The sequence below is a fragment of the Pectobacterium nicotianae genome, assembly GCF_023272715.1.
Lineage (GTDB): Bacteria > Pseudomonadota > Gammaproteobacteria > Enterobacterales > Enterobacteriaceae > Pectobacterium > Pectobacterium brasiliense.
Genome location: NZ_CP096821.1, coordinates 3253130 through 3279609 on the forward strand (window position 1 = coordinate 3253130; position 26480 = coordinate 3279609).

Annotated in this window: 24 protein-coding genes and 1 tRNA gene; 15 read left to right on the forward strand and 10 right to left on the reverse strand. The window is 52.0% G+C overall.

The annotated features are described in order from the left end of the window. The first annotated feature begins 93 nt into the window (after nt 1-93). The 3 genes from MYB54_RS14560 to MYB54_RS14570 all read left to right on the forward strand — a co-directional run bounded on the left by MYB54_RS14560 (nt 94) and on the right by MYB54_RS14570 (nt 4840). A complete protein-coding gene (locus tag MYB54_RS14560) occupies nt 94-3225 on the forward strand; it encodes a beta-galactosidase (protein WP_248720968.1) in 3132 nt (1043 codons plus the stop codon). Nucleotides 3226-3359: 134 nt separating this feature from the next. Then, entirely contained in the window at nt 3360-4622 is a 1263-nt protein-coding gene (locus tag MYB54_RS14565) for an MFS transporter (RefSeq protein ID WP_039500299.1), read from the forward strand. 142 nt (nt 4623-4764) lie between these two features. Beyond that, a tRNA-Asn gene (locus MYB54_RS14570) sits at nt 4765-4840 on the forward strand. Between the two features lie 156 nt (nt 4841-4996). Here MYB54_RS14570 and MYB54_RS14575 read toward each other — a convergent pair. Both MYB54_RS14575 and MYB54_RS14580 read right to left on the reverse strand, forming a co-directional pair. Then, entirely contained in the window at nt 4997-5215 is a 219-nt protein-coding gene (locus MYB54_RS14575; protein WP_206555827.1) for a DUF1348 family protein, read from the reverse strand. Between the two features lie 140 nt (nt 5216-5355). Continuing rightward, on the reverse strand, nt 5356-5994 hold the full coding sequence (locus tag MYB54_RS14580; protein ID WP_010281471.1) for an NAD(P)-dependent oxidoreductase: 639 nt from the start codon (nt 5992-5994) through the stop codon (nt 5356-5358). Nucleotides 5995-6239: 245 nt separating this feature from the next. Here MYB54_RS14580 and MYB54_RS14585 point away from each other — a divergent pair, with 245 nt between their 5' ends. Further along, nucleotides 6240-7139 carry a LysR family transcriptional regulator gene (locus MYB54_RS14585; protein ID WP_248720969.1) on the forward strand — a complete coding sequence of 300 codons (900 nt, stop codon included), beginning with the start codon at nt 6240-6242 and terminating at the stop codon, nt 7137-7139. On the opposite strand, the gene MYB54_RS14590 is transcribed toward MYB54_RS14585, so the two are convergent. Next, nucleotides 7127-7414, reverse strand: a complete 288-nt coding sequence (locus MYB54_RS14590) for an alpha/beta fold hydrolase (protein WP_248720970.1) — start codon at nt 7412-7414, stop codon at nt 7127-7129. The genes MYB54_RS14585 and MYB54_RS14590 overlap by 13 nt on opposite strands. Before the next feature lie 124 nt (nt 7415-7538). On the opposite strand from MYB54_RS14590, the gene MYB54_RS14595 reads away from it, so the two are divergent. Next, nucleotides 7539-8453, forward strand: a complete 915-nt coding sequence (locus MYB54_RS14595) for a LysR family transcriptional regulator (protein WP_248720971.1) — start codon at nt 7539-7541, stop codon at nt 8451-8453. Between the two features lie 44 nt (nt 8454-8497). On the opposite strand, the gene MYB54_RS14600 is transcribed toward MYB54_RS14595, so the two are convergent. Together MYB54_RS14600 and MYB54_RS14605 are read right to left on the reverse strand one after the other, a co-directional pair. After that, nucleotides 8498-9070: an AAA family ATPase gene (locus MYB54_RS14600; protein ID WP_248720972.1), complete on the reverse strand. Its 573-nt coding sequence runs from the start codon at nt 9068-9070 to the stop codon at nt 8498-8500. Between the two features lie 252 nt (nt 9071-9322). Next, a complete protein-coding gene (locus tag MYB54_RS14605; protein ID WP_039468291.1) occupies nt 9323-9913 on the reverse strand; it encodes a flavin reductase family protein in 591 nt (196 codons plus the stop codon). A gap of 382 nt (nt 9914-10295) precedes the next feature. Between MYB54_RS14605 and MYB54_RS14610 the strand changes: the two genes are divergently transcribed. Then, a complete protein-coding gene (locus MYB54_RS14610) occupies nt 10296-10628 on the forward strand; it encodes a TehB family protein (protein ID WP_014914776.1) in 333 nt (110 codons plus the stop codon). Between the two features lie 10 nt (nt 10629-10638). After that, nucleotides 10639-10977, forward strand: coding sequence for a DUF1869 domain-containing protein (locus MYB54_RS14615; RefSeq protein WP_039287634.1), 339 nt, complete (start codon nt 10639-10641; stop codon nt 10975-10977). Nucleotides 10978-11198: 221 nt separating this feature from the next. Here MYB54_RS14615 and MYB54_RS14620 read toward each other — a convergent pair whose 3' ends face one another. Then, a complete protein-coding gene (locus tag MYB54_RS14620; RefSeq protein WP_205567430.1) occupies nt 11199-12245 on the reverse strand; it encodes a sensor domain-containing diguanylate cyclase in 1047 nt (348 codons plus the stop codon). A gap of 436 nt (nt 12246-12681) precedes the next feature. On the opposite strand from MYB54_RS14620, the gene MYB54_RS14625 reads away from it, so the two are divergent. From MYB54_RS14625 to MYB54_RS14660, 8 genes are all read left to right on the forward strand, one after another. After that, entirely contained in the window at nt 12682-14547 is a 1866-nt protein-coding gene (locus MYB54_RS14625; protein ID WP_205567429.1) for a beta-glucoside-specific PTS transporter subunit IIABC, read from the forward strand. After that, nucleotides 14547-16010 (forward strand): glycoside hydrolase family 1 protein, encoded by a 1464-nt coding sequence (locus tag MYB54_RS14630; RefSeq protein WP_205567428.1) that lies wholly within the window; start codon nt 14547-14549, stop codon nt 16008-16010. Before MYB54_RS14625 ends, MYB54_RS14630 begins: the two co-directional genes overlap by 1 nt. Nucleotides 16011-16104: 94 nt before the next feature. Beyond that, entirely contained in the window at nt 16105-16944 is an 840-nt protein-coding gene (locus MYB54_RS14635) for a PRD domain-containing protein (protein WP_039468280.1), read from the forward strand. 233 nt (nt 16945-17177) lie between these two features. Further along, nucleotides 17178-18227: a Fe(3+) ABC transporter substrate-binding protein gene (locus MYB54_RS14640; RefSeq protein ID WP_010281456.1), complete on the forward strand. Its 1050-nt coding sequence runs from the start codon at nt 17178-17180 to the stop codon at nt 18225-18227. Next, entirely contained in the window at nt 18211-19908 is a 1698-nt protein-coding gene (locus MYB54_RS14645; protein ID WP_205567427.1) for an ABC transporter permease, read from the forward strand. Before MYB54_RS14640 ends, MYB54_RS14645 begins: the two co-directional genes overlap by 17 nt. Before the next feature lie 21 nt (nt 19909-19929). Beyond that, nucleotides 19930-20619 carry an ABC transporter ATP-binding protein gene (locus MYB54_RS14650; protein ID WP_014914768.1) on the forward strand — a complete coding sequence of 230 codons (690 nt, stop codon included), beginning with the start codon at nt 19930-19932 and terminating at the stop codon, nt 20617-20619. A 77-nt stretch (nt 20620-20696) separates the two neighbouring features. Next, complete coding sequence (locus MYB54_RS14655) at nt 20697-20975, forward strand: type II toxin-antitoxin system ParD family antitoxin (RefSeq protein WP_010281452.1); 279 nt, start codon at nt 20697-20699, stop codon at nt 20973-20975. After that, nucleotides 20975-21295, forward strand: coding sequence for a type II toxin-antitoxin system RelE/ParE family toxin (locus MYB54_RS14660; protein ID WP_014914766.1), 321 nt, complete (start codon nt 20975-20977; stop codon nt 21293-21295). Before MYB54_RS14655 ends, MYB54_RS14660 begins: the two co-directional genes overlap by 1 nt. A gap of 102 nt (nt 21296-21397) precedes the next feature. Here MYB54_RS14660 and iolB read toward each other — a convergent pair whose 3' ends face one another. The 4 genes from iolB to MYB54_RS14680 all read right to left on the reverse strand — a co-directional run bounded on the left by iolB (nt 21398) and on the right by MYB54_RS14680 (nt 26467). Then, nucleotides 21398-22234, reverse strand: coding sequence for a 5-deoxy-glucuronate isomerase (gene iolB / locus MYB54_RS14665; protein WP_014914765.1), 837 nt, complete (start codon nt 22232-22234; stop codon nt 21398-21400). 88 nt (nt 22235-22322) lie between these two features. Then, the gene (iolE, locus tag MYB54_RS14670; RefSeq protein WP_014914764.1) at nt 22323-23213 is read right to left on the reverse strand and encodes a myo-inosose-2 dehydratase; all 891 of its coding nucleotides are present in this window, start codon (nt 23211-23213) and stop codon (nt 22323-22325) included. Between the two features lie 158 nt (nt 23214-23371). Next, complete coding sequence (locus MYB54_RS14675) at nt 23372-25276, reverse strand: bifunctional 5-dehydro-2-deoxygluconokinase/5-dehydro-2-deoxyphosphogluconate aldolase (protein ID WP_094370291.1); 1905 nt, start codon at nt 25274-25276, stop codon at nt 23372-23374. Nucleotides 25277-25333: 57 nt separating this feature from the next. Next, nucleotides 25334-26467, reverse strand: coding sequence for a Gfo/Idh/MocA family protein (locus tag MYB54_RS14680; protein ID WP_014914762.1), 1134 nt, complete (start codon nt 26465-26467; stop codon nt 25334-25336). Nucleotides 26468-26480 lie beyond the last annotated feature (13 nt).

A 26480-nucleotide genomic window follows, 5' to 3' on the forward strand; every position in this document is an offset into this window, starting at 1 on the left:
CGATATGTTATGAGCAACAAAAATTGTGAGCGGATAACAATTTAAATATCCAATCACAGAAACAGACTCAAGACGTTCAGGAGCCAAGCCATCATGAGCGATACTGTTTTACCGTATCCAGCACGCCATCGCGCCACATTGCAAGAGATCCTTGCCCGGCGTGATTGGGAAAATCCAGCCTGTACTCACTATCAGCGGCTCCCCGCTCACCCACAGTTTAACAGCTGGCGCAGCGTGGCTGCTGCACAGCAAGATGAGCCTTCTCAGCGGCTTCGCCGCCTGAATGGTGAATGGACGTTTAGTTATTTCACCCGCCCGGAAGCCGTACCGGAAAGCTGGTTACAGCAGGATCTGCCTGACTCAGATACCATTCCGGTGCCTGCCAATTGGCAGCTACAGGGCTATGACACCCCGATTTACACCAACGTAAAATACCCGATCCCCGTCAACCCACCCTATGTGCCAGAAGACAATCCCACAGGTTGTTACTCGCTCACTTTTAAAGTCAATCACGACTGGATCAGTCGCGGACAAACCCGGATTATTTTTGATGGCGTTAACTCCGCGTTTTATCTCTGGTGTAACGGCCACTGGGTGGGATATTCACAGGATAGTCGCCTGCCTGCGGAGTTTGATATCGGCCGTTATCTGACAACCGGCGAGAATCGGCTGGCGGTGATGGTGCTACGCTGGTCTGACGGCAGCTATCTGGAAGATCAGGACATGTGGCGTATGAGCGGTATTTTCCGCGACGTCACACTTCTGCATAAACCAGCGGTTCACCTCAGCGATATCCAGCTCACTACGCCGCTCAGCGACGATTTCCGCCACGGCACGCTGGATATTCAGGTGAAGGCAACGCTCTCTGAAGCTGAGGCCAAAAACCATCGCGTCCACGCACAGCTTTGGCGTGGTAATAAGCTCATCGGTGGTACGCGGCAGGCATTCGGCAGCAATATTGTCGATGAACGCGGTGCCTATCATGACAAATCTTTTCTCCGCATCGACGTGCCACAGCCCGACCTGTGGAGCGCCGAACTGCCGAATCTATATCGTGCTGTCATCGCACTGGAAACGGCAGAAGGCGAGCTAGTCGAAGCGGAAGCCTATGATGTCGGTTTCAGAAAAGTTGAAATCCGCAGCGGCCTGCTGCTGCTGAACGGTCAACCGCTGCTAATCCGCGGGGTTAACCGTCACGAACACCATCCACAGCACGGTCAGGTTATGGATGAAGACACAATGCGGCGCGATATTATGCTGATGAAGCAGCATAACTTTAACGCCGTACGCTGCTCACATTATCCCAACCATCCGCTGTGGTATCGGCTGTGCGATCGCTACGGCCTGTATGTTGTGGATGAAGCGAACATTGAAACACACGGCATGCAGCCGATGAATCGTTTGTCGGACGATCCCGCCTGGCTGCCAGCCTACAGCGAACGCGTCTCAAGGATGGTGCAGCGCGACCGCAATCATCCCTGCATCATTATCTGGTCATTGGGGAACGAATCCGGCTACGGCGCAAACCATGACGCGCTCTACCAGTGGATCAAACGCCACGATCCGACTCGCCCTGTGCATTACGAAGGCGGCGGCGCGAATAGCCGTGCGACCGACATTGTGTGCCCAATGTACGCTCGCGTTGATGAAGATCAGCCCTTCCCAAGCGTCCCCAAATGGTCGATCACCAAATGGGTCAGCATGCCAGACGAGCATCGGCCCCTCATCCTCTGCGAGTATGCACACGCGATGGGCAACAGTCTGGGGGGATTCGCACGCTATTGGCAGGCATTCCACCAATATCCTCGGTTACAGGGCGGATTTATCTGGGACTGGGTCGATCAAGCACTGACCCGACGCGACGAGCAAGGCAATGCCTATTGGGCGTACGGCGGAGATTTTGGCGACATGCCTAACGATCGCCAGTTCTGTCTGGACGGCCTGCTTTTTCCCGATCGCACCCCGCATCCCAGCCTGTATGAAGCCCAGCGGGCACAGCAGCACATTCAATTCGCCTGGCAGGCTGAGTCGCCGTGTGAGCTGCGTGTCACCAGCGAATACCTGTTTCGCCATACGGACAATGAGCAGTTGAACTGGTGCATTACGCTGAATGATAAGACGCTCGCAGAAGGTTCGTTACCGCTGACGCTCGCTCCACAGACTACCCAGACACTGACGCTGCTGGAAGCCCTTCCCACAGTCGATCGCGCAGGAGAGCTTTGGCTCAATGTTGAAGTTGTACAGCCTAAAGCCACCGCCTGGTCAGAAGCTAATCACCGCTGTGCCTGGGATCAGTGGCAACTTCCTGCACCGCTTCATCTTCCAGAGACACCGAGTTCTGGACAGAAGAAACCACCCGTTCTGCAACCGTCCGATGCGTACTTTGACATTATTCAGGGCGAACAGCATTGGCGCTTTAACCGCCAGAGCGGCTGGCTGGAACAGTGGTGGACGGCGGATGCCCCAACGCTGTTAACCCCTTTGCAGGATCAGTTTGTTCGGGCCCCGCTGGATAACGATATCGGTATCAGCGAGGTCGATCGCATCGATCCACGCGCCTGGGCCGAACGTTGGAAATCTGCCGGACTTTATCAACTACAGACGCAGTGTGTTGCGATTCAGGCTGACCAGCTCGCCGATGCCGTGCACATTGTCACCGAGCACGTATTCCGCCATGCCGGACAAATCCTGTTGCGGAGTAAAAAGCGCTGGCAGATTGACGCACATGGCGTGATGACCGTGGATGTCGATGTTGATGTCGCCACGACGCTGCCGTCACTGGCCAGAGTGGGCTTGAGTTGCCAGTTAGCCGACATCGCGCCTCAGGTCAGTTGGGTCGGGCTTGGGCCTCATGAAAATTACCCAGACCGACAGCTCGCGGCACAGCATGGCCACTGGAATCTGCCGCTGGATGACCTGCACACGCCTTACATTTTCCCAACGGAAAACGGGCTGCGCTGCAATACGCGTACGCTGACGTATGGCAAATGGACCATCACCGGAAACTTCCACTTTGGGTTAAGCCGCTATGGGCTAACACAATTAATGACGTGCACTCACCATCATTTATTAGAAAAGGAAAAAGGCGTTTGGCTCAATCTGGATGGCTTCCACATGGGAATTGGCGGCGATGACTCCTGGAGCCCTAGCGTTCATCGCGATGATTTACTCACGGCGACGCATTATCACTATTGCGTCGCCATGCAGCATCACCAGCCGTATTGATATGAAAAAACAGTATTAAAAAACAACGAAAGAGCGCGGGTATACCGCCTCTTTCCATCCTGTTTATATCCAGCAAGTATCTATCCGCCATCAAAATAAACGTTGCGGATATTATACATATCGGAGAAAGCAACATGTACTACCTACATAATAGGAATTTCTGGATATTCGGTCTGTTTTTCTTTTTCTATTTCTTCATCATGGGGGCTTACTTCCCCTTCTTCCCTATTTGGCTGCATGATATTAACCAAATAAGTAAAAGCGATACGGGAATTATCTTCGCCTGTATTTCTTTTTTCGCTCTGCTATTTCAACCGATATTTGGCTTACTCTCCGATAAATTAGGATTGAGAAAACACCTGCTATGGATTATTACCATAATGCTGGTGTTTTTTGCTCCGTTCTTCATTTATGTTTTCGGCCCATTACTAAAATACAATATCGTTTTAGGTTCTATCGTCGGCGGGATGTACCTGGGGTTCATTAACAACGGCGGTGCACCGGCTATTGAGGCCTATATCGAGAAAGTCAGCCGCCGTAGCCAGTTTGAATTTGGCCGTGCGCGTCTGTTTGGCTGTCTCGGCTGGGCGCTTTGTGCGTCTATCGTCGGTATTATGTTTACCATCAATAACCAGTTTGTTTTCTGGCTGGGGTCCGGTTGCGCCGTCATCCTCGCCATCCTGTTGCTGCTGGCAAAACCAGAGGCCTCCTCCAGCGCTCTTGTTGCCGATCAGGTAGGCTCCAACCAGAAACCGTTCAACCTAAAAATGGCAGCCGAACTGCTAAAAGAACGCAAAATCTGGTTCCTGACGCTCTATGTCGTCGGCGTGTCGTGCACCTATGATGTGTTCGATCAGCAGTTTGCCAACTTCTTCACCTCGTTTTTCGAGACCCGACAAGAAGGAACGCGAGTATTTGGCTACGTCACCACGCTGGGTGAATTGCTCAATGCCACCATCATGTTTTTCGCACCGCTGATTGTGAACCGTATCGGCGGTAAAAACGCCCTGCTCATCGCTGGGACGATTATGTCCGTGCGCATTATTGGTTCGGCCTTCGCCAGTTCCGTGCTGGAAGTGATTGTGCTGAAAACGCTGCACATGTTTGAAGTGCCGTTCCTGATTGTTGGCTGCTTCAAATACATTACTACGGTCTTTGAAGTCCGCTTTTCCGCAACGATTTATCTGGTGTGCTTCTGCTTCTTTAAACAGGTATCGATCATTTTCATGTCGATCTTTGCTGGCAATATGTATGACAGCATCGGTTTTCATGGCACTTACCTGATTTTAGGCGGCATTGCCCTCTCCTTTACCGCGATATCCCTATTTACGCTGTCAGGAAAAGGGCCGCTGTATGCGTTTTCCGATAAACAGAAAGCGCCACTGAATACCCTCTAGCGATGGCAGGACGCAATAAAATGCCGGTATTTGCCAAAAATATCGGCAGATTGCACATTCTCTCACCGAACAGTGCAATTTTGTGGTTTACGCCTTTGACATGCGCGACACACGCCGTTATCATGCGCCCCGTTCACACGATTCCTCTGTAGTTCAGTCGGTAGAACGGCGGACTGTTAATCCGTATGTCACTGGTTCGAGTCCAGTCAGAGGAGCCAAATTTAGAAAATCCCGCTTAAGGAAACTTAAGCGGGATTTTTGTTTTTATCATTTTATTCAATGCCTTCACGTGCAAAAATCTTTCCGGTGCACGTTCTGTTTTCCCTCTGCATCGGGAAAATGTGGTGGTCAGATTTGGGGTCTTTCCGGTTCGATTACGGAGTGACCCCCAAATGTCTCTTAACGACTAAAAGAACCGCTTCGTCGCGCCCGACGATAAACTCTCCTCGGTTTCGGCAGAATGAATCATGGGTATAAGCAAGCGAAACACGCTCTGGATTACGTGAATTCCAGACGTCTTCCGCAGGGCGGACTTTTTCCTGAGCACTTTCAAGGGTGAATGGTGGGCGATGCCGTCTGTCGGGGTTACGCATTTCTGAATGTTAGATGTGTACGAAGCCGTCTTATACAGTAAAGTGCATCTCGATTCGATTTAAGAATCTGTGCTATCTGTTTTCCTTTAGCCTGGAGATGCCGATACGCGGAATCTCCAGGAAAGATAAAAAACTCAGGGTTATTTATAGGCAACCGTCATAATATTTTTGACGTAGTTGCCATTTTCAATTTCTGCCACAAAAGCTTCAGCATAGTCAGGATAAGAAATACTACTCTGACCCTTCGTATCTTTTTGCAGTGTTTTAGCGGCGACATGATAATGACCTATCTTGGCACCCGGACCGATTTCTGCTGCTGGTGAGAAGAATGTCCACTCCAGATCGCTTGCTTTATTGATAATCTGGAAGGCTCTGTCGTGTGCCTGGCCGTATGGTCTGTAGTCTTCAGGAAAATAAGGTGCATCAACCAGTTTAGAACCCGGTGCAACCTCAAGGCTGCCAGCACCACCAACAACAATGACACGCTTTATGCCCGCTACCCGTGCAGCCGACACAATCGCTTTCGCCGCTTCAGTAACAGTGTCAATATGATCACCGTGTGCGCCATAAGCACTTGCGAGGACATCAGCTCCTTTGATTGCTTCAGCGAAAGCGTGTGTATCAAATATATCAACGACTTTAAATTCAACAGCCTTCAGTGCTTCCGGTGCATTTCGGGGAGTGCGGACAATACCAATGAGCTCATGTCCCTTACGGAGTGCTTCTTTGGCAATTTCAGACCCAATTTTACCGGTAGGCGCTACGAGTGCAATTTTCATGATTATTCCTCTGATAATGAGTAAGTATGCCTTGGTGCCGGTGAAACAATCAGTTGGCGAATTCAGTCTACTGGCTCATGGGGTATTAAAAAACAGCGTAGCGGTGGCTGATTTGTTGCGTAAATCAGTCAAATCGTAGGTTCTAGGTTTAATGTATATGAGCAATTTCGCCCAATTGCTTTGCGTATAAAAACAACCTATAAATACCGATTGTTGATGATGTCAGCTTAATTCTGCGAGGTTGTATGGATCGGATCACTGCGATGAAAGTTTTTGTCACCGTCGTAGCGCACAAAAGCCAGACCGCCGCCGCAGAGCGACTCGATATGTCACGGGCAATGGTTACGCGGTACTTGGCCGAGCTGGAAAGTTGGCTGGGTGCAAGGTTAATGCACCGAACAACACGTCGTTTTGGCCTGACTCCGACCGGAGAGGCCTGTCTATTACAGTGTAAAGAGGTTTTGAACCGCGTTGAGTTGCTCGAAGCTGAGTCAAAAGTTGATGAAACTGAACCCAATGGGCTGTTACGCATCACCGCCAGTAGCTGGTTATGGCAGACGCATCTTTCTTCAGCTCTGACAGCCTATATGGCGCGTTATCCTGCTGTTAAAATTGACTTAATATTGGGAGAGCAGCGCCTTAATCTGGTAGAAGACAGTATCGATCTGGCCATACGAATAACCAGCGATCTTGAGCCGGGCCTAATTGCTAAAAAATTTGCCACCTGTCATACCGTAATTTGTGCCTCTGCTGCCTATCTGACGCAAAACGGAACCCCTGAGCATCCTTCAGATCTTACGGCACATAACTGTCTTACCCATGTTTATTCTACTAAATTTGAATGGCAATTTCGTCACCAGAGCGAATTATACAGTGTGCCGATTAACGGTAGTCTTTCCACGAACGAAGGTAATGTATTGATGGATGTGGCACTGCAAGGAATAGGTATCGCAAAGCTGCCCTTGTACCTTGCCGCTCCCCATCTGGAAAACGGTTCGCTGATTCATCTCCTCCCAGATTACAAATCTCATGAAATGGGCATCTATGGGGTTTACACGTCAAGACAATTCATGTCGAAAGCACTACGCGCATTGCTGGATTTTCTTTCCGCTTATTTTGATATGCCGAAGCGTCAAATAATGTAGCTCCACAGAACTGAGGCTCCCATCGACCAGCCGCAAAGATGTGCTTTTTCAATATTAAGTGCAGTGAAGAAATCATTCACATCAGCAGAACAGCGAGAAATACGATTGCCAAACGTCCCCTTGCCAGCTTTCCAGTAGGAAAGTGACACGCCATCGTTTGTCTGAAATGAACCGATCTCCAGACCTTCCACATCTGAGAACTTAGTCGGCAGTCCCTGAATGACATTAGGAAAATCGCAATCTCGTCCAAAGTGTTGCAGCGCGGTTTTACGCATAATTCTTGCTCCTTTGGCTTTTAATAGCCTGTCGCCTGAAAACAGATACATTTTACTGAGCCAATTCTTTAGTATGTAGAGCAGAAAATGAAAGTAGACCTTCCATATTTGAGAGGGGGAAATATTGGATCTTAATGCGCTTAACATGTTCGTCATGGCCGCCCGAAGCGGTAGCCTGACTGCTGCTGCCCGAGAGAATAACATCCCGCTGCCGACCCTAAGTCGCAGGATTCAAGATCTGGAAAAAGAGCTCAAGGTGCTGCTGCTTGAACGAACAGCGAAAGGCTGTAGGGTGACGGCGGCAGGGAAAAGATTACTTAGCCACGCAAGCTCTGCGATGGATATCCTTAACGACGCAGAACAGTCTGTGATGTCAGATAATCCCCATATCACCGGACGACTACGGCTGACACTTCCCCAGTCTATGGAGCCTTGGTGGGAAATCATCAGGCAGTTTCAGCAAACATACCCACGCATTGCGATAAGCGTGTATTCCACCGAGAGAAGAGTGGATCTGATATCCGACGGGGTCGATGTGGCATTACGGGTAGGTACCATCGCTGATGATTCCGTTGTTGCACGACATTTAATGGATTTTCGCCATATCCTTGTTGCCAGCCCGGAGTTACTGAAGGCCTCACTGCCCTTGCGTGAACCGTCTGACCTGATGCGGTTTCCGTGTGCAGGCTGGGGATCCGTTATTGACGCACGCCCTGTCTGGATGCTGGGCAATCACGCTTATGACGTCCCAGCTGTCTTTACTGTAAATGATTATCTTCATTTACGGGCTGGCGCCCTTGCCGGGGATTTCATCACTGAACTGCCAGCGTTTTTTGCTGCTGAATATATCAAAAGAGGAGAGCTAACTGAGCTGCTGCCGGAGCATCCGTTACCCTATTCTTCTTTGCATCTGGTATACAAAAAGCAACAGCACATCTCTTCAACGGCCAGAGCCTATATCGATTTTTGTACAGCACACATCTCCGTATTATCAGAGCAATGCCGCATTCCGTCTGACTCGTATTTCAGGGAAGAATGAGTCATATATTGTGTTGCCTAACTCAAAATCCTGCTTAAGGAGACTTAAGCGGGATTTTGGCTATATGAGCCCATATACTGCATCGTTGCGAGGACAAAATTAACGCGCTCATCTACCGGAACACGAGGAAGAACCCACAGCTTATAACCGTATTTTTGATATATATTGAGCATAATTCGGTATGTTAACTCGGCTTCCTCGAAAGATTGTTTTCGCTCTGTATCTTGCGCATAAATTTCGCGCCATGGAGGAGCAATAAATACATGGTCAGAATAGCGAAATTGCCGTATGGCCTCCTCCAGATGTATTGGCACAGGCAATTCGCAAAGGCTCAGATAGCCTGCAATATCAGGGAGTCCGCGATCAAAGAAGCACGGCGTACCACTGCCTTCAACGATGTGGTACGAACGCATTTCCCAACACAACATCATTTCTGCAAACGCCGCACGATCTCCCCACGGTAGGGCGTTTCCGCCAATAGCAACCTGCTCCTGGATAATGGCCCTACCTGCCTCTGTTGAGCATCTGTACCCACGTTGAGTAAGGGCATCAATAAGCGTACTTTTTCCTGAGCCGGGCCCCCCGGTCAGCACAATGCGTTGCGGAATATTAACCATACGATTCTCCTCTGAATAAAGCAGAGTAAAAAACACTAAAGAAGGGAAAAAAGAAAAAACGAAGGAAGGCAGTGGAATTATACCAACAATCCCCCAGTGTAGGGAAGCAAACGCATCAACAAGATAAGTGCATGTTATATCGCACTTTCACAGATTGCTCGCCGGCAATAAGCGTTAATGACTTTTCATATTCTAACAGAGAGCGAGAGAAAGCTACCGACTGCGAAAACGAGCAGCCTTCTCTTTATGATATTAATGCCCGTATTTAAAATTAAAACCTAATGCGTCACCCGTGGTGTCGTATTCGCGGAAGTTGTAGATCAGCGGCTTCCATTTTGATGAATCGACGACATCATTTTCCCCTAATAGCTCGCTATCCACCCAGACATTAGCAATATCCAGTTCGACAAGAATAAAACGGCCTTTGTCCGTCGTACTGACGGTTTTACATTCCGCCTGAATAGGACATTCAATCACCCGAGGCGGCGTGATATCGGTAGAGGCTTCGGTATGAAGACCGACCTTGGAGAATTTATCGTGGCAGACCTGAACGCCCCATTTAATCTGGCCTTCAGACAGTGTATCGCTCCCGGTCAACTTGCCCAGTTCTTCAACTTTCTCCCACAGTTTGTAATCCGGAATATTGATGACAACATCGGATCCGGATAATAAATTACTGTAGGTTTTACTTCCTTTCGTGACACCAATAATAATTTTATCGCCGAGAGAAATTGACGAGGATATAGAAGCAACATTGACCTCTCCGTTGCTATTATCAATCGTCGTAACAAGGAAAACGGGGAAACCATAATAAAATGAACTGAGTTTTACGTTCTTTTTCATTTGAGTTAAAACCTCACTATAGAGTAGCGTTATATTTTCTCATTTTTACTCTTTTGATTTATTTTTAACAATAACCCTAATTGAGTAGCGGTAAGGTGAATTTATTCAATTCAACATCCCTAATAAGTAGACCATCGAAAAATAACTTAATGTAACTATTCCTTGATGTTAGTTTTCGCGTCAATCCATCGGCGAAGAAAAATAACCGATATGGAAAACGTTGAAGCCTGATAATACGGCGTTTCTGCGAGATGTTGCTGTATTGTAAAAAATTAATTAGCAGAAAATAATTCACAAACATTAAAAGAGGTATATGATATGCACTATATGGTTTTTTCCTTCCCGCCCTGCAATGTGGCTGGGTAAAGCATGAGGTTTAAACATGGAACGAATTGTTATACCCGCGAATTATGTTCATACCCGTACAACACCTTTCTGGACAAAAGAAACAGCCCCAGCGTCTATCTGGAAGCGTCATTTGGATGCAGGGACGCGGCAAGGCGTTTACCCGCGCTTGTGCGTGATGCAAGGGACGATTCGTTATTATGGCTACGCGGATGAAACAAGTTCTGAACCCGTCGAAACGCTAACTATCGAAGCCGGACAATTTGGCGTATTCCCCCCAGAGAAATGGCACCGAATCGAAGCGTTATCTGATGATACGCTATTTAACGTGGACTTTTATGTCGATCCGAAAATTTTGATAGAAGGTTGAGGTAAACATAATGACAAGTGAAAATAAAGGCTATTCGTTAACACTGTTGAACCGCGAAAATAATGAAAAAGCAGAAAAAGTTTATCTTAAACCGATGGCTTTTTATGTGCCTGATTTCGCGGCAGGTGCAGTCGTGGAATTACTCAACGAGCTGCCTTCAACCAGTGAGAATAAAAAAGGTTTTTTACTGACAGTCACGAATAATAATAACGGTGTGTCTGTTGATAAAGATCTCGCTACGGTCGAAGAATTAAAAGACAAGACGATTTCAGCTGAAGCAGTAAAAGAGTTGGTTAATATCGTACGTGGCTACGATGCGGATGAAGACACTAACGTCTGCGGCTGGTAAGACCGTATAGACTCGTCATACGTCAAGTTGCCTATGTATCGATTTTCCGCAGCGCGGATTATTTAAGCGTTACCTTTCGTACCCCTACTCATTTAAAAAACAGGCGCTGGATGTCTTTTGACTTAACAAGCGCCCCTGTACCCTACCTGCGCTATATACAATCAAAGATGCCTGAGCACGCTCATCAGACAATCTGTAAATAATTACGCCTGCACAGGAAATTACGGTTGTGCGGTGATGACGTCAAAAGCGCGGGTTTGATCTTTTTTTCGCATCACTTTGTTGGCGTACATTGCTGCATCGGCTCGGCGAATTACGCCATCAGGCTCATCGACCGAAGGATCTGCCGTGACAATCCCGATGCTTGCGCCTAAATAGTCAATATTGACCGTACCGAGCGGATAATCACCCTGTAACAAAGGCGTAATATCATCTCTGAAGGAAGCAATCACGCGTTCACTCTCTCCCGGCGCAACGTTGACCATACGGGCAAAGACAAATTCATCACCACCAAGACGCCCGACGACATCCCCCGGATTCCCCCACGCCAGCAAGCGTCGACCGACCTCTTGCAAGAAGATATCACCGGCTTCGTGGCCGAACTGGTCGTTAATTTTTTTAAAGCCATCGAGGTCAATGAACACAATCAACACCTGCTGGTGGTCATTCCCGGCCTGAGAAAACATCGCTTCCAGCGAGTAAAACACGCCCCGACGATTAAGCAGTCCGGTCAGTGAATCGGTGTAAGAATATTCATGTAATGCGGCATTGGCGGCCGTCAATTGCTGCACCAGCCACTCTTTCTGCACCTGTTGAGCAATAAGCTGCGCGAATAGAGTCAGGATCTGTTCACCCTTGGTTGTCAGTGGCTTATGGTCAGAGCTTGCGGCACAGAGCGTACCGTATAATTGCCCGTCGTCCATGCGCACTGGTGTACTGGCATAAGTCATAATGCCCAGCGCTTGCGCCGCCTCAGAATCCCCCCAACATTCGGCCACGTTAGGCGTATAGCTTTGCCCTTCGTCCAGCGCACGCTTGCACAACGTGTCATGCCACGGAACCGAGGCCCCTTCAGGGATATTGAGCGTTTTAGTGTTGTGAGCAAACAGGATATTTTGGAAACCCGCTTCGGTGTCAACCTGCGTTAGATAGGTCGATTCCAGATCGGTGACCAGTTCCAGCATGACCAATAACTGGCGAACGAGTTCCTCGAAGGAAACCTCTGAACGTAATGTGTTCGAAAGGTGAGAAAGCAAATTATCAGTCATAACAACAAATCCCAACGGTGTATATTTTTAATAAAAAACAATCAACTAAAAATGGCGTATGCCAACCTACCGTCTGTGCAAACGGATGACTTCTCTATTACGACAGAAATCATACGTGCTTTTCGCCTCTCACTTATCCATTTGCACGTGGCGAGTTTACCTCGCTCTGTTTTCGATAATCGGTTAAAAAGCGCCATGTTTTATGCAACATGCCTGAGATTCATCGGCGATGTCAGGCTAAGCCCTCCATTCTGCTATTGCCATCACACTTACCCATTAAGGCAGCACGATCTGTTTGACTTTCCCGCGTACGAGGAATTACAACAGCAGCACAGGCGTGTAACTAGTTTTCTAGGCAAGACCTGAAGCTCTCCCACTCAACATCATGGGAAGAGCTTCAGGTCTTTTTTCGTTTCTGGATCAGGGGAATCGTCGTATGAGCCACACAGCAGCAGATAATAACGCGACAGCCTATGCCACTACCGCTGAAAAAATCATCACGTTAGTCGGTGGAATTGACAACATTGAGCATATTGAACACTGTTCTACACGGCTACGGCTAAGTCTTTATGACAACAGCCAGGTAAACCAGAGCGAACTGGAAAAGGTGCCGGGCGTGCTGGGCGTTCGGGTTAACGTACAGTGCCAGGTGATCATCGGCGGCGAAGTGATGCAGGTGTACGAGGCGGTGCAGACCCTCGCGGCAGGCCGTAAGAAAACAGATCGCGCCGTGCCAGCAAAAACCAATCGCACCGCTTTTGCTATCGATTTTATCATCAGCATTTTTCAGCCGCTGGTGCCTGCGATTGCCGGTGGCGGCGTGCTCAAATCACTGTTACTGCTGCTGGATCTGCTCGGTTGGCTCACCAAAGACAGTTCAACGTATAAAGTGCTGGATAATATCGGCTCCGCCCCACTCTATTTTCTGCCGATTCTGGTGGGTATCACCACCGCGATGAAGTTGAAAGTGAATGTGCTGGTTGCCGTTTCCGCCGTCTCTGTGATGGTGCTGCCGGCCATGTCTAAACAACTGGCGGACGGTGCGGAATTTCTCTCCTTCGACCTGAAGAACGTCGCTTACGCGTCGCAGGTTTTCCCAGCGATTCTGTGCGTGATTTTTTATGCGCAAACCGAAAAGCTCTTCAATCGCTACTCGCCGAGCGCGCTGCGTATTTTCCTGTCACCGATGCTGTCGCTGTTGGTTACCGTTCCCGTCACGCTATTGGTACTTGGCCCGCTCGGTTATGAACTCGGTGCGGGTCTGGCTAGCGTGATCCTCTGGCTGTACAGCAAGCTGGGTTTTGTGGCGACGGGGTTGCTCGCCGCGGCGCTACCCTTCATGGTGGCGTCGGGGATGCATAAGCCGATGCTGCCCTATGCCGTTTCCTCCATGAGCCAGTTTGGCAAGGAAATGCTCTATCTGCCCGCGTCGCTTGCGCACAACATTGCCGAATCAGGTGCCTGTATGGCGATTGCGCTCAAGAGCAAAGACAAAACGCTAAAATCAACGGCGATTTCAGCCGGTATTTCTGCCCTGTTCGGCATCACTGAACCCGCGCTATACGGGATTACGCTGCTGAATAAAAAAGCGCTCTATAGCGTGATCGCAGGCAGTCTGGTCGGCGGTGCGTTTATCGGTTGGATGGCGATTGAAGCCTTTGCGCTGGTTGGCCCCGGCCTGGCTAGCATCTCCATGTTTATCTCGCCGGAAAATAGCTGGAATATCGTCTATGCCATCGCCGGTGCGGTGCTTTCTTTTGTCATCGCCTTTCTCTCCGCCCTGTTCCTCTGGCGGGAAGAGAAGCCTGTCGTCACCGTAGAAGAAAACCATCACGCGGTTACCGAATGCCAGTTCGCCAGCCCGATTGAAGGAAAAGTGATTGCGCTGGACAACGTGAATGATGAGATCTTCTCCAAACGTATTATGGGTGACGGCATTGCCATCATCCCCGAGAAAGGCGTGCTCTACGCTCCGGCAAACGGCACCATTGAGAACGTGTTTGAAACGGGTCATGCCGTCAGCATGCTCACCGACAGCGGTGCCGAACTGATTTTCCATATCGGTATCGACACCATAAAACTCAATGGTCAGGGCTTTCAGCCGAAAGTCACAGCCGGCCAACAGGTTAATACCGGCGATGTCCTCGTTGAATTTGACCTCGATAGCCTCATCGCTGCGGGTTACGATCCCGTCGTCATGATGGTTATTACCAACAGCGAGCGCTTTCGCGTGATACCGGAAGCCACTGACGTCGTCATCCCTCCTCACACCATCATCATGACCTTAAAGGAGTCTGTGTAATGGATAAAAACATCGCATTCCCGGAACACTTTTTATGGGGCGGCGCGATTGCCGCAAATCAGGCCGAAGGCGCATGGAATGAAGACGGCAAGGGGCCGTCGGTCGCGGACGCCATTACCTGGAAGCCGAATCTCGACCTGAAGAATTACCATGCCCACATGGCGTTGACAGATGAAAACATCGCCGACGCGCTCAACGGAAAAAATGACGCGCTCTATCCCAAGCGGCGCGGCATCGATTTTTACCACCGCTACCAAGGCGATCTGGCGCTGTTTGCCGAAATGGGCTTCAAGGTGCTGCGCGTCTCTATCGCCTGGTCGCGCATCTTTCCGACCGGAGAAGACAGCGCGCCGAATGAGGCCGGTTTACAGTTTTACGACGATCTGTTTCGTGAGATGCGCAAGCACGGCATCGAACCGCTGGTGACGCTTTCACACTACGAAATGCCGCTGGCGCTGAGTGAGAAATACAATGGCTGGGTGCACCGCAACGTGCTGGATGCCTTCGTACGCTTTAGCAATGTCTGCTTCGATCGCTATAAGGATCTGGTGCGCTACTGGCTGACCTTTAACGAGATCGACAGTATCCATCGTCATCCGTTTACCACTGCGGGTATCCGTGAAGAGAAAAGCGCACCGGGACAAGCAAAGCAGGATATTTATCAGGGGCTGCATCACCAGTTTGTTGCCTCGGCTATCGTCACCCGCGACTGCCATGAAAAAATCCCCGGCAGCCAGGTCGGTTGCATGCTGACCAAGCTGACGACCTATCCGCACTCCTGCCGCCCGGAAGATGTCGAAGCCGCGCTGAAAAAGAATCTTGAAAACTATTTTTATGCCGATGTGCAGGTGTTCGGTGAATATCCGCCGCTCATCAAGCGTGACCTTGAACGCCGCGGTATTCACATCACCATGCAGCCCGACGATCTGGCCATTCTCAAGCAGCACACCGTGGATTTTGTGTCGTTCAGCTATTACATGTCGCTCACCGAATCCACACAGCCGGACGCCGAGAGAATTCCGGGGAATACCGTTCTGGGCGTGAAAAATCCGTACCTGCCGGCCTCAGATTGGGGATGGCAGATCGACCCTGTCGGGCTAAAAATCTCCCTGCTGGAGCTTTACGATCGCTACCAGAAGCCGTTGTTTATTGTCGAAAATGGGCTGGGTGCGAAAGACGTTGTCGAAAACGGGAAAATCCACGATCCTTACCGCGTTGACTACTTCCGTTCACATTTCGAGCAAATGCGTGAAGCGATTGGCGAAGGCGTTCAACTGATGGGGTTCACCAGTTGGGGGGCGATTGACATCATCAGCGCGGGCACATCGCAAATGTCCAAACGCTATGGCTTTATCTATGTCGATCAGGATGATGAGGGCAACGGTTCGCTGGCGCGGCTGAGGAAGGATTCGTTCTACTGGTATCAGAAGGTTATCGCGACCAACGGTGCCGACCTCACCTGACAGACAGCGCTGCCGCAGGCTACGTGCGCAATGACAGGAAATGACTGTGATTGGGAAAACGTAATGAGAAAACCAGCATGAGTGGAAGAAAAACGTGATTAAAGTGAAAAAAGCGTTAAATAACAGCATGCTGTTAGTCGACCATGAACAGCAGGAGATGATCCTGTTGGGTAAAGGCATCGGATTTGGTGCCAAACCCGGTTCATTGATTGATGTGACGCACGTTGAGCAGGTTTTCATTCCGCTGGAAAACCTGAAATCACGGCATTTTCTTTCATTGACCGACACCATTCCTGCGGCGTTTTTTGACATCACGCATGAGATCGTCACGCTGGCGCAAAGTCAGTACGCCGAAAAGCTTAATTCGGTGCTGTTCTTTACGCTGGCGGAACATCTCTATTTTGCAGTTGAGCGTAGCAAAACGGGCAACCACTTCATCAATAAGCTCAGTTGGGAAGTGAAACGCTATTATCAAAAAGAGTACGCCCTCGGCGTGCAGGCAAAAGATCGCGTGTCGGCACGCTTTAACGTCACGCTACCCGATGACGAAGCTATCAATATCGCGTTCCACCTCATCAATGCCGCCGGCAGCGCCGAAATTGCCGATGCCCACCAGCAGGTGCAGTTGGTGAATCGTCTGGCGGAGATTGTCCGCTATAAGTTAAACAAGAATATTGATGTCAACGCCGTCGATTATCTGCGTTTTATCACCCATCTGCGCTATTTCTCCGAACGGGTGATTGCCCGTAAAATCGCACCGGGACGCACAGACGATTTCTATCAGGAACTGCTGAAACACTATCCCGACGCGATGGCGATTTCCTGGGCCATCAGGGATTACGTGCAGGAAAAATACCAAATGGCCTTGCCGAAAGAAGAACTCACCTGGCTGACCATGCATATCAGCAGACTGGCCGAAAGCCAGACACCGTAGCACTCGCCTCACTCAACATAATCATCTGGCGCTGTTTTACCCACGCGCCGACCAATAAGACAGCATGCCGTCTCGATGAGGCTGTATGTTGACCCGCATCACGATAACAGCGCGCAAGCACTAATGAGATTGCAAACAAGAGTGATTATCATATATAGTTTTTGTCACCTGCCGAAAATATCTCCTTATTTTATTAATTTACGCATCACATTCACTCTGGAGAAGATAATAACATGTCAAAAACGCTGTCTGTTCTGCGCAAAAAAGCGCGCCTGCTGACGCTGGCTTCATCGCTAATGGTGGCCTATGCCCTGCCTGCTGTTGCCGCAGATGACTCTCTGACTCTCTACACCACGCGTGAGCCCGGCCTGATTCAGCCGCTGCTGGATGCGTTCACCAAAGAGACGTCGGTTAAAGTGAATACCGTGTTCATCAAGGACGGCATGCTGGAGCGTGTGAAGGCGGAAGGCCAAAACTCACCGGCTGACCTGCTGATGACCGTTGATGCCGGTAACCTGATCGATCTGGTAGAAGCCGGTGTTACACAGCCGATTCAGTCCAGTGCATTAACCGAGGCTATCCCGGCGGCGCTGCGCGACAAAGATAACCAATGGTTTGGTCTGTCGATGCGTGCTCGTGTGCTCTACGCGGAGAAAGGTTTAGCAGTGGATAGCTTCCACTATGAAGATTTGGCCGATCCTAAGTGGAAAGGCAAAGTGTGCCTGCGTGCAGGACAGCACCCGTATAACACCGCAATGATTGCCGCCATGATCGCACATCATGGTGAAGCCAAAACTGAAACCTGGCTGCGCGGTGTGAAAGACAATCTGGCGCGTAAAGCCACGGGCGGTGACCGCGACGTCGCACGCGATATCCTCGGCGGCATCTGCGATGTGGGTCTGGCGAACTCTTATTATGTCGGCCATATGAAGAACGCCAAAGAAGGCACCGATGCCCGTAAATGGGGTGATGCCATCAAAGTCGTCAAACCAACCTTTGAGAACGGCGGTACGCACGTCAATATCAGCGGTGCTGCCGTTGCACGCCACGCACCACATAAAGATCAAGCCGTGAAATTGATGGAATATCTGGTCTCCGCACCAGCTCAGCAGATCTATGCACAGGCGAACTACGAATATCCGGTTCGTAAAGGCGTCGCGCTGGACTCCACCATCGGCAGCACGATTGGTGAAGTGAATGTGGACAGCATTCCGCTGACTGACATCGTTAAATTCCGTAAACAGGCTAGTCAGTTGGTAGATAAAGTTGGATTCGATCAATAAGACCGGTTCGTCAACCCTGCGCGGCGCCTTCGGGCGGCCGCGCCTCTTTTTTTCTCCGCTTCGCATCGCTGCCGTCATCATTGCACTCGGTGTTCTGGCCCCGCTGGTTTCCCTGCTTTGGCTAGCGGCTGGCGCGGGTGTTGGCCATTGGGATCACCTGATGCGCTACGTGCTACCCGATGCCGCACTCAACACGCTCATTCTGCTCGTCGGCGTCGGCGCACTCGTCATGGTGATTGGTGCAGGCTGCGCCTGGCTGGTGACCGCGTTTGATTTCCCCGGCAGACAGTTTGTTAGCTGGGCGCTGCTGCTACCGCTGGCGATGCCAACCTATATTGTCGCGTTTGCCTGGCTCGATCTGCTGCATCCTATAGGGCCAATTCAGGAAGCGATCCGCAGTGTGCTGGGCTACGACAGTCCGCGTCAGTTCCGCCTGCCGGACCTGCGATCTATGACGGGCGCAATTCTGCTACTCGGTCTGGTGCTCTATCCGTACGTTTATCTAACCATGCGCGCGATGTTTATCAGCCAGCCAGCACACTTGCTGGAAGCCGCACGCACGCTAGGATTGAGCGCAACGGGCACTTTCCTGCACGTCGCCCTGCCGATGGCGCGCCCTGCGTTGGCCGTCGGCACCAGTCTGGCCTTGCTGGAAACGCTGAATGATATTGGTGCCTCCGAATTCCTTGGGGTGAATACGCTGACCGTGACGGTTTACACCACTTGGGTCACCCGTTCGGATTTACCCGCCGCGGCGCAGATTGCATGCTCGATGCTGACGGTCGTTATCCTGCTGCTGACGCTGGAATATTACGGCCGGAAAAACCAGCGCTACGGCACCAGCCGCCAAATGCGCGGCATCATGCCCGCACCGCTGAAAGGCGTACGCGCCTGGTTGGCAACCGGTGTGACCGCGTTACCTATCCTGCTCGGCTTCATCGCCCCTGCCCTCTTTCTGGCATGGGAAAGCGCGAAACGACTGGGCGATAGCGTGACGATCTCCGCGGGTCTGATACAGTCGTTGCAGAACTCGCTGCTGCTGGCCGTTGGCGTCACGCTGGTCGTCACGTTCGTTAGTCTGATTATTGCGTGGTATGCCCGTCATTCAGCTATCACTGACCGTTCACCAGAACGCCGCCGCACGATACTGAGAATCGCCTCGCTGGGCTATGCCGTGCCCGGTACGGTACTGGCGATTGGCATGCTGACGCCCGGCATGGCGACAGATAATTTTCTCGCGGGATTGATAGGTTATAAGGGATTGCCGCTGCTTTCCGTCGGTATTCTGCTGGTAGTCTGCTGCGCCATTCGCTTTATGGCGATTGGGATTGGTGCGCTTGATGCTGGGCTGACGCGCATTCCGCCCGTGATGGAACAGGCATCGCGTCTGCTGGGCGAAAGTGAATTCGTCACCTTTTTCCGCGTGCACCTTCCCCTGCTGCGCCCCGCGCTGGTGACCAGTGCGCTGCTGGTGTTTGCCGACGCGATGAAAGAACTCCCCGCCACGCTGCTGCTACGGCCGGTTAATTTCGAAACGCTGGCGACCGTTTTGTATGCCGAAGCCGCCAGAGGCACCTACGAAGAAGGCGCGATTGCCGCATTGCTGATCGTGCTGGCGGGTACGCTGCCCGTTGTGCTGCTGGCCCGCAGCCAGCTAAAAACGTCGGTTGAGAAAGAATGAAAATCATGAGGAAGAGTCAAGGTGTCTGAGGCTACACTCGTTCTGAATAATGTCCACGTCGCCTACGGGCACAAGCATAATGTTCATCACGTGCTGAACGGTTTTTCTATGGAAGTTGCCGCGGGTGAACTGGCCTGTCTGCTGGGCGCATCAGGATGCGGTAAAACCACGGCTTTACGCGCGATTGCGGGTTTTGAGCATCTGACTCAGGGAACGATTCACGTCGGCGGACGCTGTGTGGCGGGCCCGGACGTGCATCTGCCGCCGGAACAGCGCAACGTCGGGATGGTGTTTCAGGACTACGCGCTGTTTCCCCATCTGACCGCCGCACAGAATATTGCTTTCGGTCTGAGAAAACAGCCGAAGGATCTCCAGCAGTCGCGCGTCCGCGCCATGCTTGAGCTGGTCGATCTCGTCTCGCTGGCACAGCGATATCCGCATGAGATGTCCGGTGGACAACAGCAACGTATTGCACTCGCGCGGGCGCTGGCCCCGCAACCAGCTGTGCTGTTGCTCGACGAACCGCTATCCAGCCTCGATCCCGACAGCCGCAAACGGCTAGGACAGGAAGTGCGCGACATCCTGCGCGACGCCGGACAAACCGCGCTCTTAGTCACACACAGCGAACAGGAAGCCGAACTGATGGCCAGCCACATTGGCTATTTGAAAGCAGGTAAACTCGATAATATTTCGGTGAACCGAGACGTCTAATTCAGGTGGTTCACCCCTGACAAGATGGGAAATAATGAGTATGATTAAATCCTATCGGTATGTTGAAGGGGTAGACAATGAGAACAACACAGCAGATGAGTATAACGTTGCCAAATGAAATGGCTGCGCAGGTGAAAGCACGAGTTGCCAGCGGTGAATACGCGTCAGAAAGTGAGGTTATTCGGGAAGGACTTCGAGCGCTGATTGCACGCGATAATGCAGTAGAGAATTGGCTGCAGGAACAAGTCGTTCCCGCCTGGAACGCGCTGCAACGCGGTGAAACAGAAAGCCTCAGCAGTAGCGACATGAGGAACAGATTAAAAGCCGAGTTCAGGAAGATGACCGGAGAAAAGTAATGGATTACAGGGTAGTATTCGCACCGGAAGCGGAGGAACAACTCGCAGCACTATACCGCTACATCGCGAGGGTTTCGTCACCCAAAACTGCACTCAGCTATACCGAAAGCATTGTCAGTTACTGTGAGTCGCTTGAGTTATTTCCTGAAAGAGGAAACCAGCGCAACGATATTTTTCCTGGACTGCGTGTCACTAATCACAGCAAACGAACACTTATTGCTTTTATGGTGGAAAAAGAGAAAAAAACGGTAACGGTTCTCGGCATTTGGCATGGCGGACAGGATTATGAAAGCGACCTGCTTTCAGATGAAACTGGTTAAACATATTGTGTTAGCTAGCTAACTTTCCCAAGTACATTATGGCAGTAACCTACAGGTTATCTATAAGCCACTGCCCATTCTCACGTTCGTTTGCCAGTATCGCTACACGTTGCCCTTCCTATGCTTATCCGCATACTCGGGACTGTTGATCCACTTATGATCGGCTTCCCAGGTGAAACGCCACTGGCGCGTCGGGCCGGCCATTACATTCAGATAGTAGCTGTCATAGCCTGCAAGGGTGGCGACCGGATGGTAGCCGCGCGGCACCTGCACCACGTCCCTATTGTAGACCGCCATACATTCATCTAATGAACGGTCATCGGTATAGACACGTTGCAGGCAGAATCCCTGTTCTGGGTTCAAACGATGGTAGTAGGTTTCTTCCAGATAGGTTTCCTGCGGCGGATTATCGACATCGTGCTTATGGCTGGGATAAGAACTGGTGCAGCCTTCATCGGTGTACACTTCGACCACCAGCAGGCTGTCCGCGGCTTTGTCCTCCGGCAAAATATTATGCACATAGCGCTGGTTATTACCGACACCACGCTGCTCGGCGTCGATATCCTGCGGGGCGATCAGCCGGGTCGGATGCGTGCCGAATCCCGGTGCAGCGCAAACGGCCAGTTCCAGCGCCGTGTGCGCCGTCACCGTAATCGTCTCTCCCGTCGTGACATAAACCGCATAGGGTTTTCTGCGCTCAAACGGGCTCATTCTGTCGCCAATCTGCTCAAAGCGCTCACCTGGCGTGACAACCGTTGCCTTGCCGCTGACCAGCACCAGACAGCGTTCGTTATCGCTGGCGGGCAGCGATAGCACTTGTTCCGGTGCCAATTGATATACCTCGAACCCCACATATCGCCAGCCCGCCGTTTCCGGCGTGATGTGCTGCGTACGGCCATGTTCGTCAGGGGCACGATGGCGTGATAACAGTCGGGACATCTTTTGCCTCCTTTTATCTCCCCTGACTTCACGCTGCCTGCACGTTGGTCTGCTGGCAGCGTGAAGATGCGGGGGATATCACCACGAATCAGATCAATTCCGCCTGCTGGGCGAAACGTTGCAAGTTATTGTAGCCCAGTGTCGCGTACGTCAGCGGATGCGCGACAGCCGGATCTTGTTCCGCTTCGACCACCAGCCATCCGCTGTAGTTATGGGATTTCAGGATGCTGAACACCGCCGGATAATCGACACAGCCATCGCCCGGCACGGTAAAGACGCCGCTCAACACCGCGTCCAGAAAACTTGTCTTGCGGTTTTTCACGTCTTTCAGCACGTCTGGACGAATGTCTTTGCAGTGAACGTGATTGATGCGGTTAATCCAACGCTTCGCTACCGCAACCGGATCGGCACCCGCGAACGTAAAGTGTCCGGTATCCAGCAGCAGCCCGACTTCCGGCCCGGTATGTTCCATCAGATTGTCCACGTCCTGCGCGCTTTCAATCACCGTGCCCATATGGTGATGATAGGCAATCTGCACGCCCTGACTTTGCGTGTAGCGCGCAAACTCTGTCAGCTTTTTGCCGTATTCCGGCCAGCGTTCTTCGGGGAAACGCGGGCGCAGATGGACCGGTTTCTGTTGGTCGCCGTGAATCGCGCCCGTCACTTCGGCAAACACCAGTACCGTCGCGCCGAGGTCGCGCAGCAACGCCAGATGCCCCTGCACCGCTTCAATCTCTTCTTCTACTGAGCGAGTGAGCAGTTCGCCGGAATACCAGCCGGAGACTAAGCGCAGATCGTGCGCTTGCAAGATCGGCCCCAGCACGCTGGCCTGACGCGGGAATTTATTACCTAATTCAAAACCGGCGAAACCAGCCTGCCGCCCTTCGCTCAGACAGGTTTCCAGCGGGGTGTCCGCGCCCAGAGAAGGCAGATCGTCATTGGTCCAAGTGAGTGGATTAATACCAAGTTGAACGCTCATGTTATGTCCCTTATTCAAATAGATATGCTCGTCATACTTCAAGTTGCATGTGTGTTGGCTGCGTTCAGTCACCCGAATCACTTACCTGAGTAAGCTCATCGGGATGCCTTCTCTTGCCGCCTTCCTGAAACTCGAATTATTTAGAGCATAGAAACGGGTTAACCGCGCTGACGCCAGACGGCGATCAGTTGCAGATAGTTATCTTTAACTTGCTCAATCAATTCGGCGTCATCGATCTCGTTACGCAACCACTTTTGTGCTGGCTGGGCAAACAGGGTACGACCGACAGCAAAACCTTTCACAATCGGGAAGCCTACGGCGGCACTGAATCCCTGCTGCAACGTTTCCAGCGGCGCATCCAGCCCCAGAATCACCACGCCCCGACAGTAAGGATCGCGCTGCGCCAGCAGCGGTGTCAGTTGCGCCCAGCCTTCGGAGGACAGCGGAGGCAGTTTCCACCAGTCCGGCCGTACGCCGAGGTTGTAGAAGCGTTGAATCGCGCGCAGATAAAGCGCATCGCTGTGCGGCATCCCCGCAGGCAGAATGACTTCAAGCAGCAGTTCATGGCCGGATTGACGACAGGCCTGATAGACCTCCATCACCTTCATTTCCTGCTCGCGCCGTAGCGCATGAGCGTCTTCCGGGTGGAAGAACACCAGACATTTCACGACGTGTTCTAGCGGCCAGCTCACCAGCTGTGAGCCAATATTGCCGCGTTCCATCATTAACGGGCGCGATCCCGGCAGCTCAATCGGCCGGCCGATCCACCAGCCTTTTCCGGTGATGTCATTCAGCGCATCCTGTCCGAACGTGCCGTCGCACAGCAGACCCGCTTTGCCTTCCAGCCCTGCCTGTTGTGCCGCGTCATAGCTGGCACGCAGAATCAGCTTTTTCAGTGCCGGAATACGGCTGATTTCAGTACCGCAGTTCAACGCCATGTCTTCCAACTGGCTACGGTGATCGAACGCGATCACGCACAGCTCATGCCACTGTTTACGACGTGTCGTAACACGGTGCAGATGGTTAAGCTCTTCGTCCAAATCAGGACGTGGGACGCTCGCCGCACGGGCCAGATAGTTATCCAGTTCGATCTTGCTTGGCATGGCTGGCGCACAGCCGTGGCGTGATACCACCAGCGCGCCGCAGGCATTAGCGTATGCACAGGCTTTCTCCCAGCCCTCTCCGTTGAGATAGCCACGCAGCAGGCCGGACATAAACGCATCGCCTGCCCCCAGCACGTTCAGCACATCCACGCGCACGCCTTTGATCGTGATGCCTTTATCCAGATGGTCAGGAATCGCGTCGCTAAACACCGAGCACCCCAGCGCCCCGCGTTTGCACACCAGTTCCGCCTGCGTGTGCTGCCGCACCGTGCGCAGCGCCTGCAAGGTATCCGTGCTGCCGCCCGCAATATGGAACTCCTCCTCGGTGCCGACAATCACATCGAACAGCGACAGCACCTGCTGCAACTGCTCCGTGACTGCCTGCGCTTCAACAAAACGCGTTTCGCCATCGCCCAGCGACGTCAGCCCCCACAGCACCGGACGGTAGTCGATATCCAGCGCCGTTTTCACCCCGTTACGCCGCGCGTATTGCAGCGCCGTCAGCACCGCTTCGCGCGTATTAGGGTGAGAGAGATGCGTGCCGGTAATCGCCAGGCAGCGTGACGATGCGATGTAATCCTCGGTGAAATCTTCCGGCGAGATCGCCATGTCGGCGCAGTTATCGCGGTAGAAAATCAGCGGGAAAGTATCGCGATCTTTAATACCCAACAGCACCAGCGCTGTCAGACGTTCCTTATCGGTAATTAAATGGCTGGTGTCACAGCCGACCTGATTCAACTCTTCACGCAGGAAGCGCCCCATATGCTCGTCGCCCACCCGCGCCAGCATAGAAGAACGCAACCCCTGTCGCGCCGTGCCGTAAGCCACGTTGCCGGACGACCCGCCCAGATACTTGGCAAAACTGCCCATATCTTCCAGACGCGCGCCGATTTGCTGCCCGTACAGATCGACAGCAACGCGCCCCATGCAAATCACATCAAACGTCTTTTCCTTATTCATAGCGGCCAATCCTGTAAAAAATCCTGCAAAAAAGAAGAAATCACGTCAGTTGGCGTATTAGCCCACCTCATCCACATTCACCCAGCGCGCCGTTTCGTGTGACTGCACGATCGCATCCAGAACTCGCGAGACTTTCCAGCCCTCTTCGAAATCCGGCCACATCGGGACGTCAGCCGCAATACCGTCGATCAGATCGCGCACCTCCACCGTTTTCTGATCGTTAAATCCAATACCGTGTCCGGCGCTGGCGCAAAAAGCCGCATAGTCAGGATGCTGCGGCCCGGTCAGCAGCGTTTTAAATCCCTGCCGGTTCTCCGGTTCGTCATGCCGATAAAGCTTCAGCTCCGCCATGCGTTCCTGCGTGTAACTCAGCGTGCCTTTCGTGCCGGTCACGACATAGGTCAGGCCCATTTTGCGGCCGCAGGCGATGCGCGACGTTTCAATCACGCCGCGTGCGCCGCTGGCGAACCGCACCATTGCATGCGCCTGATCTTCATTCTCCACCTGTACTAATTCGCTGCTGCCCGGTGCCGTCGGACGCTGCGCAATCACCGTTTGCAGGTCACCGCAGACGCTGGCGATATCCCCCACCAGATACTGCGCCATGTTGACGATATGCGCCGCCAGATCCCCCAGCGCGCCCAGCCCAGCCGTTTCTTTGAAACAGTGCCAGTCGGCCGGTTTGTTCGGATCGGCCAGATAATCTTCGTTATGCGTGCCGTAAAAATGCACCACGTCGCCAATTTCGCCGCTGGCGATAATCTCTTTGGCCAACTGTGAGGTCGGGTTCTTCATGTAGTTGAAGCCCACCAGCGTTTTCACGCCAGCCTGCTGCGCGGCGTCGACCATTTCTCGGGCATCACGCACGTTCAGCGCCAGCGGTTTTTCCGAATAAACGTGCTTGCCGTGCTGGATGGCTGCCATCGCCATCGTCTTATGCAGAAAGTTCGGCGCGCAAATGTCCACCACGTCAATGTCTGGATCCGCCACCAGCGCACGCCAGTCCCCTGTTGAGCGCAGGAAGCCAAACTCCTGCGCCCGTCGGGCTGCCAGCTCCGGCGATACTTCTGCCAGCATCGCCTTCACCAAATTGCCTTTCAGCGGGAAGACCGTCGGTGCCTGTGCGTAGGCGATGGCATGCGCACGACCAATATAGCCGGTGCCGATTAACCCAATGCGTACATCCTTCATATCCACCTCGGTG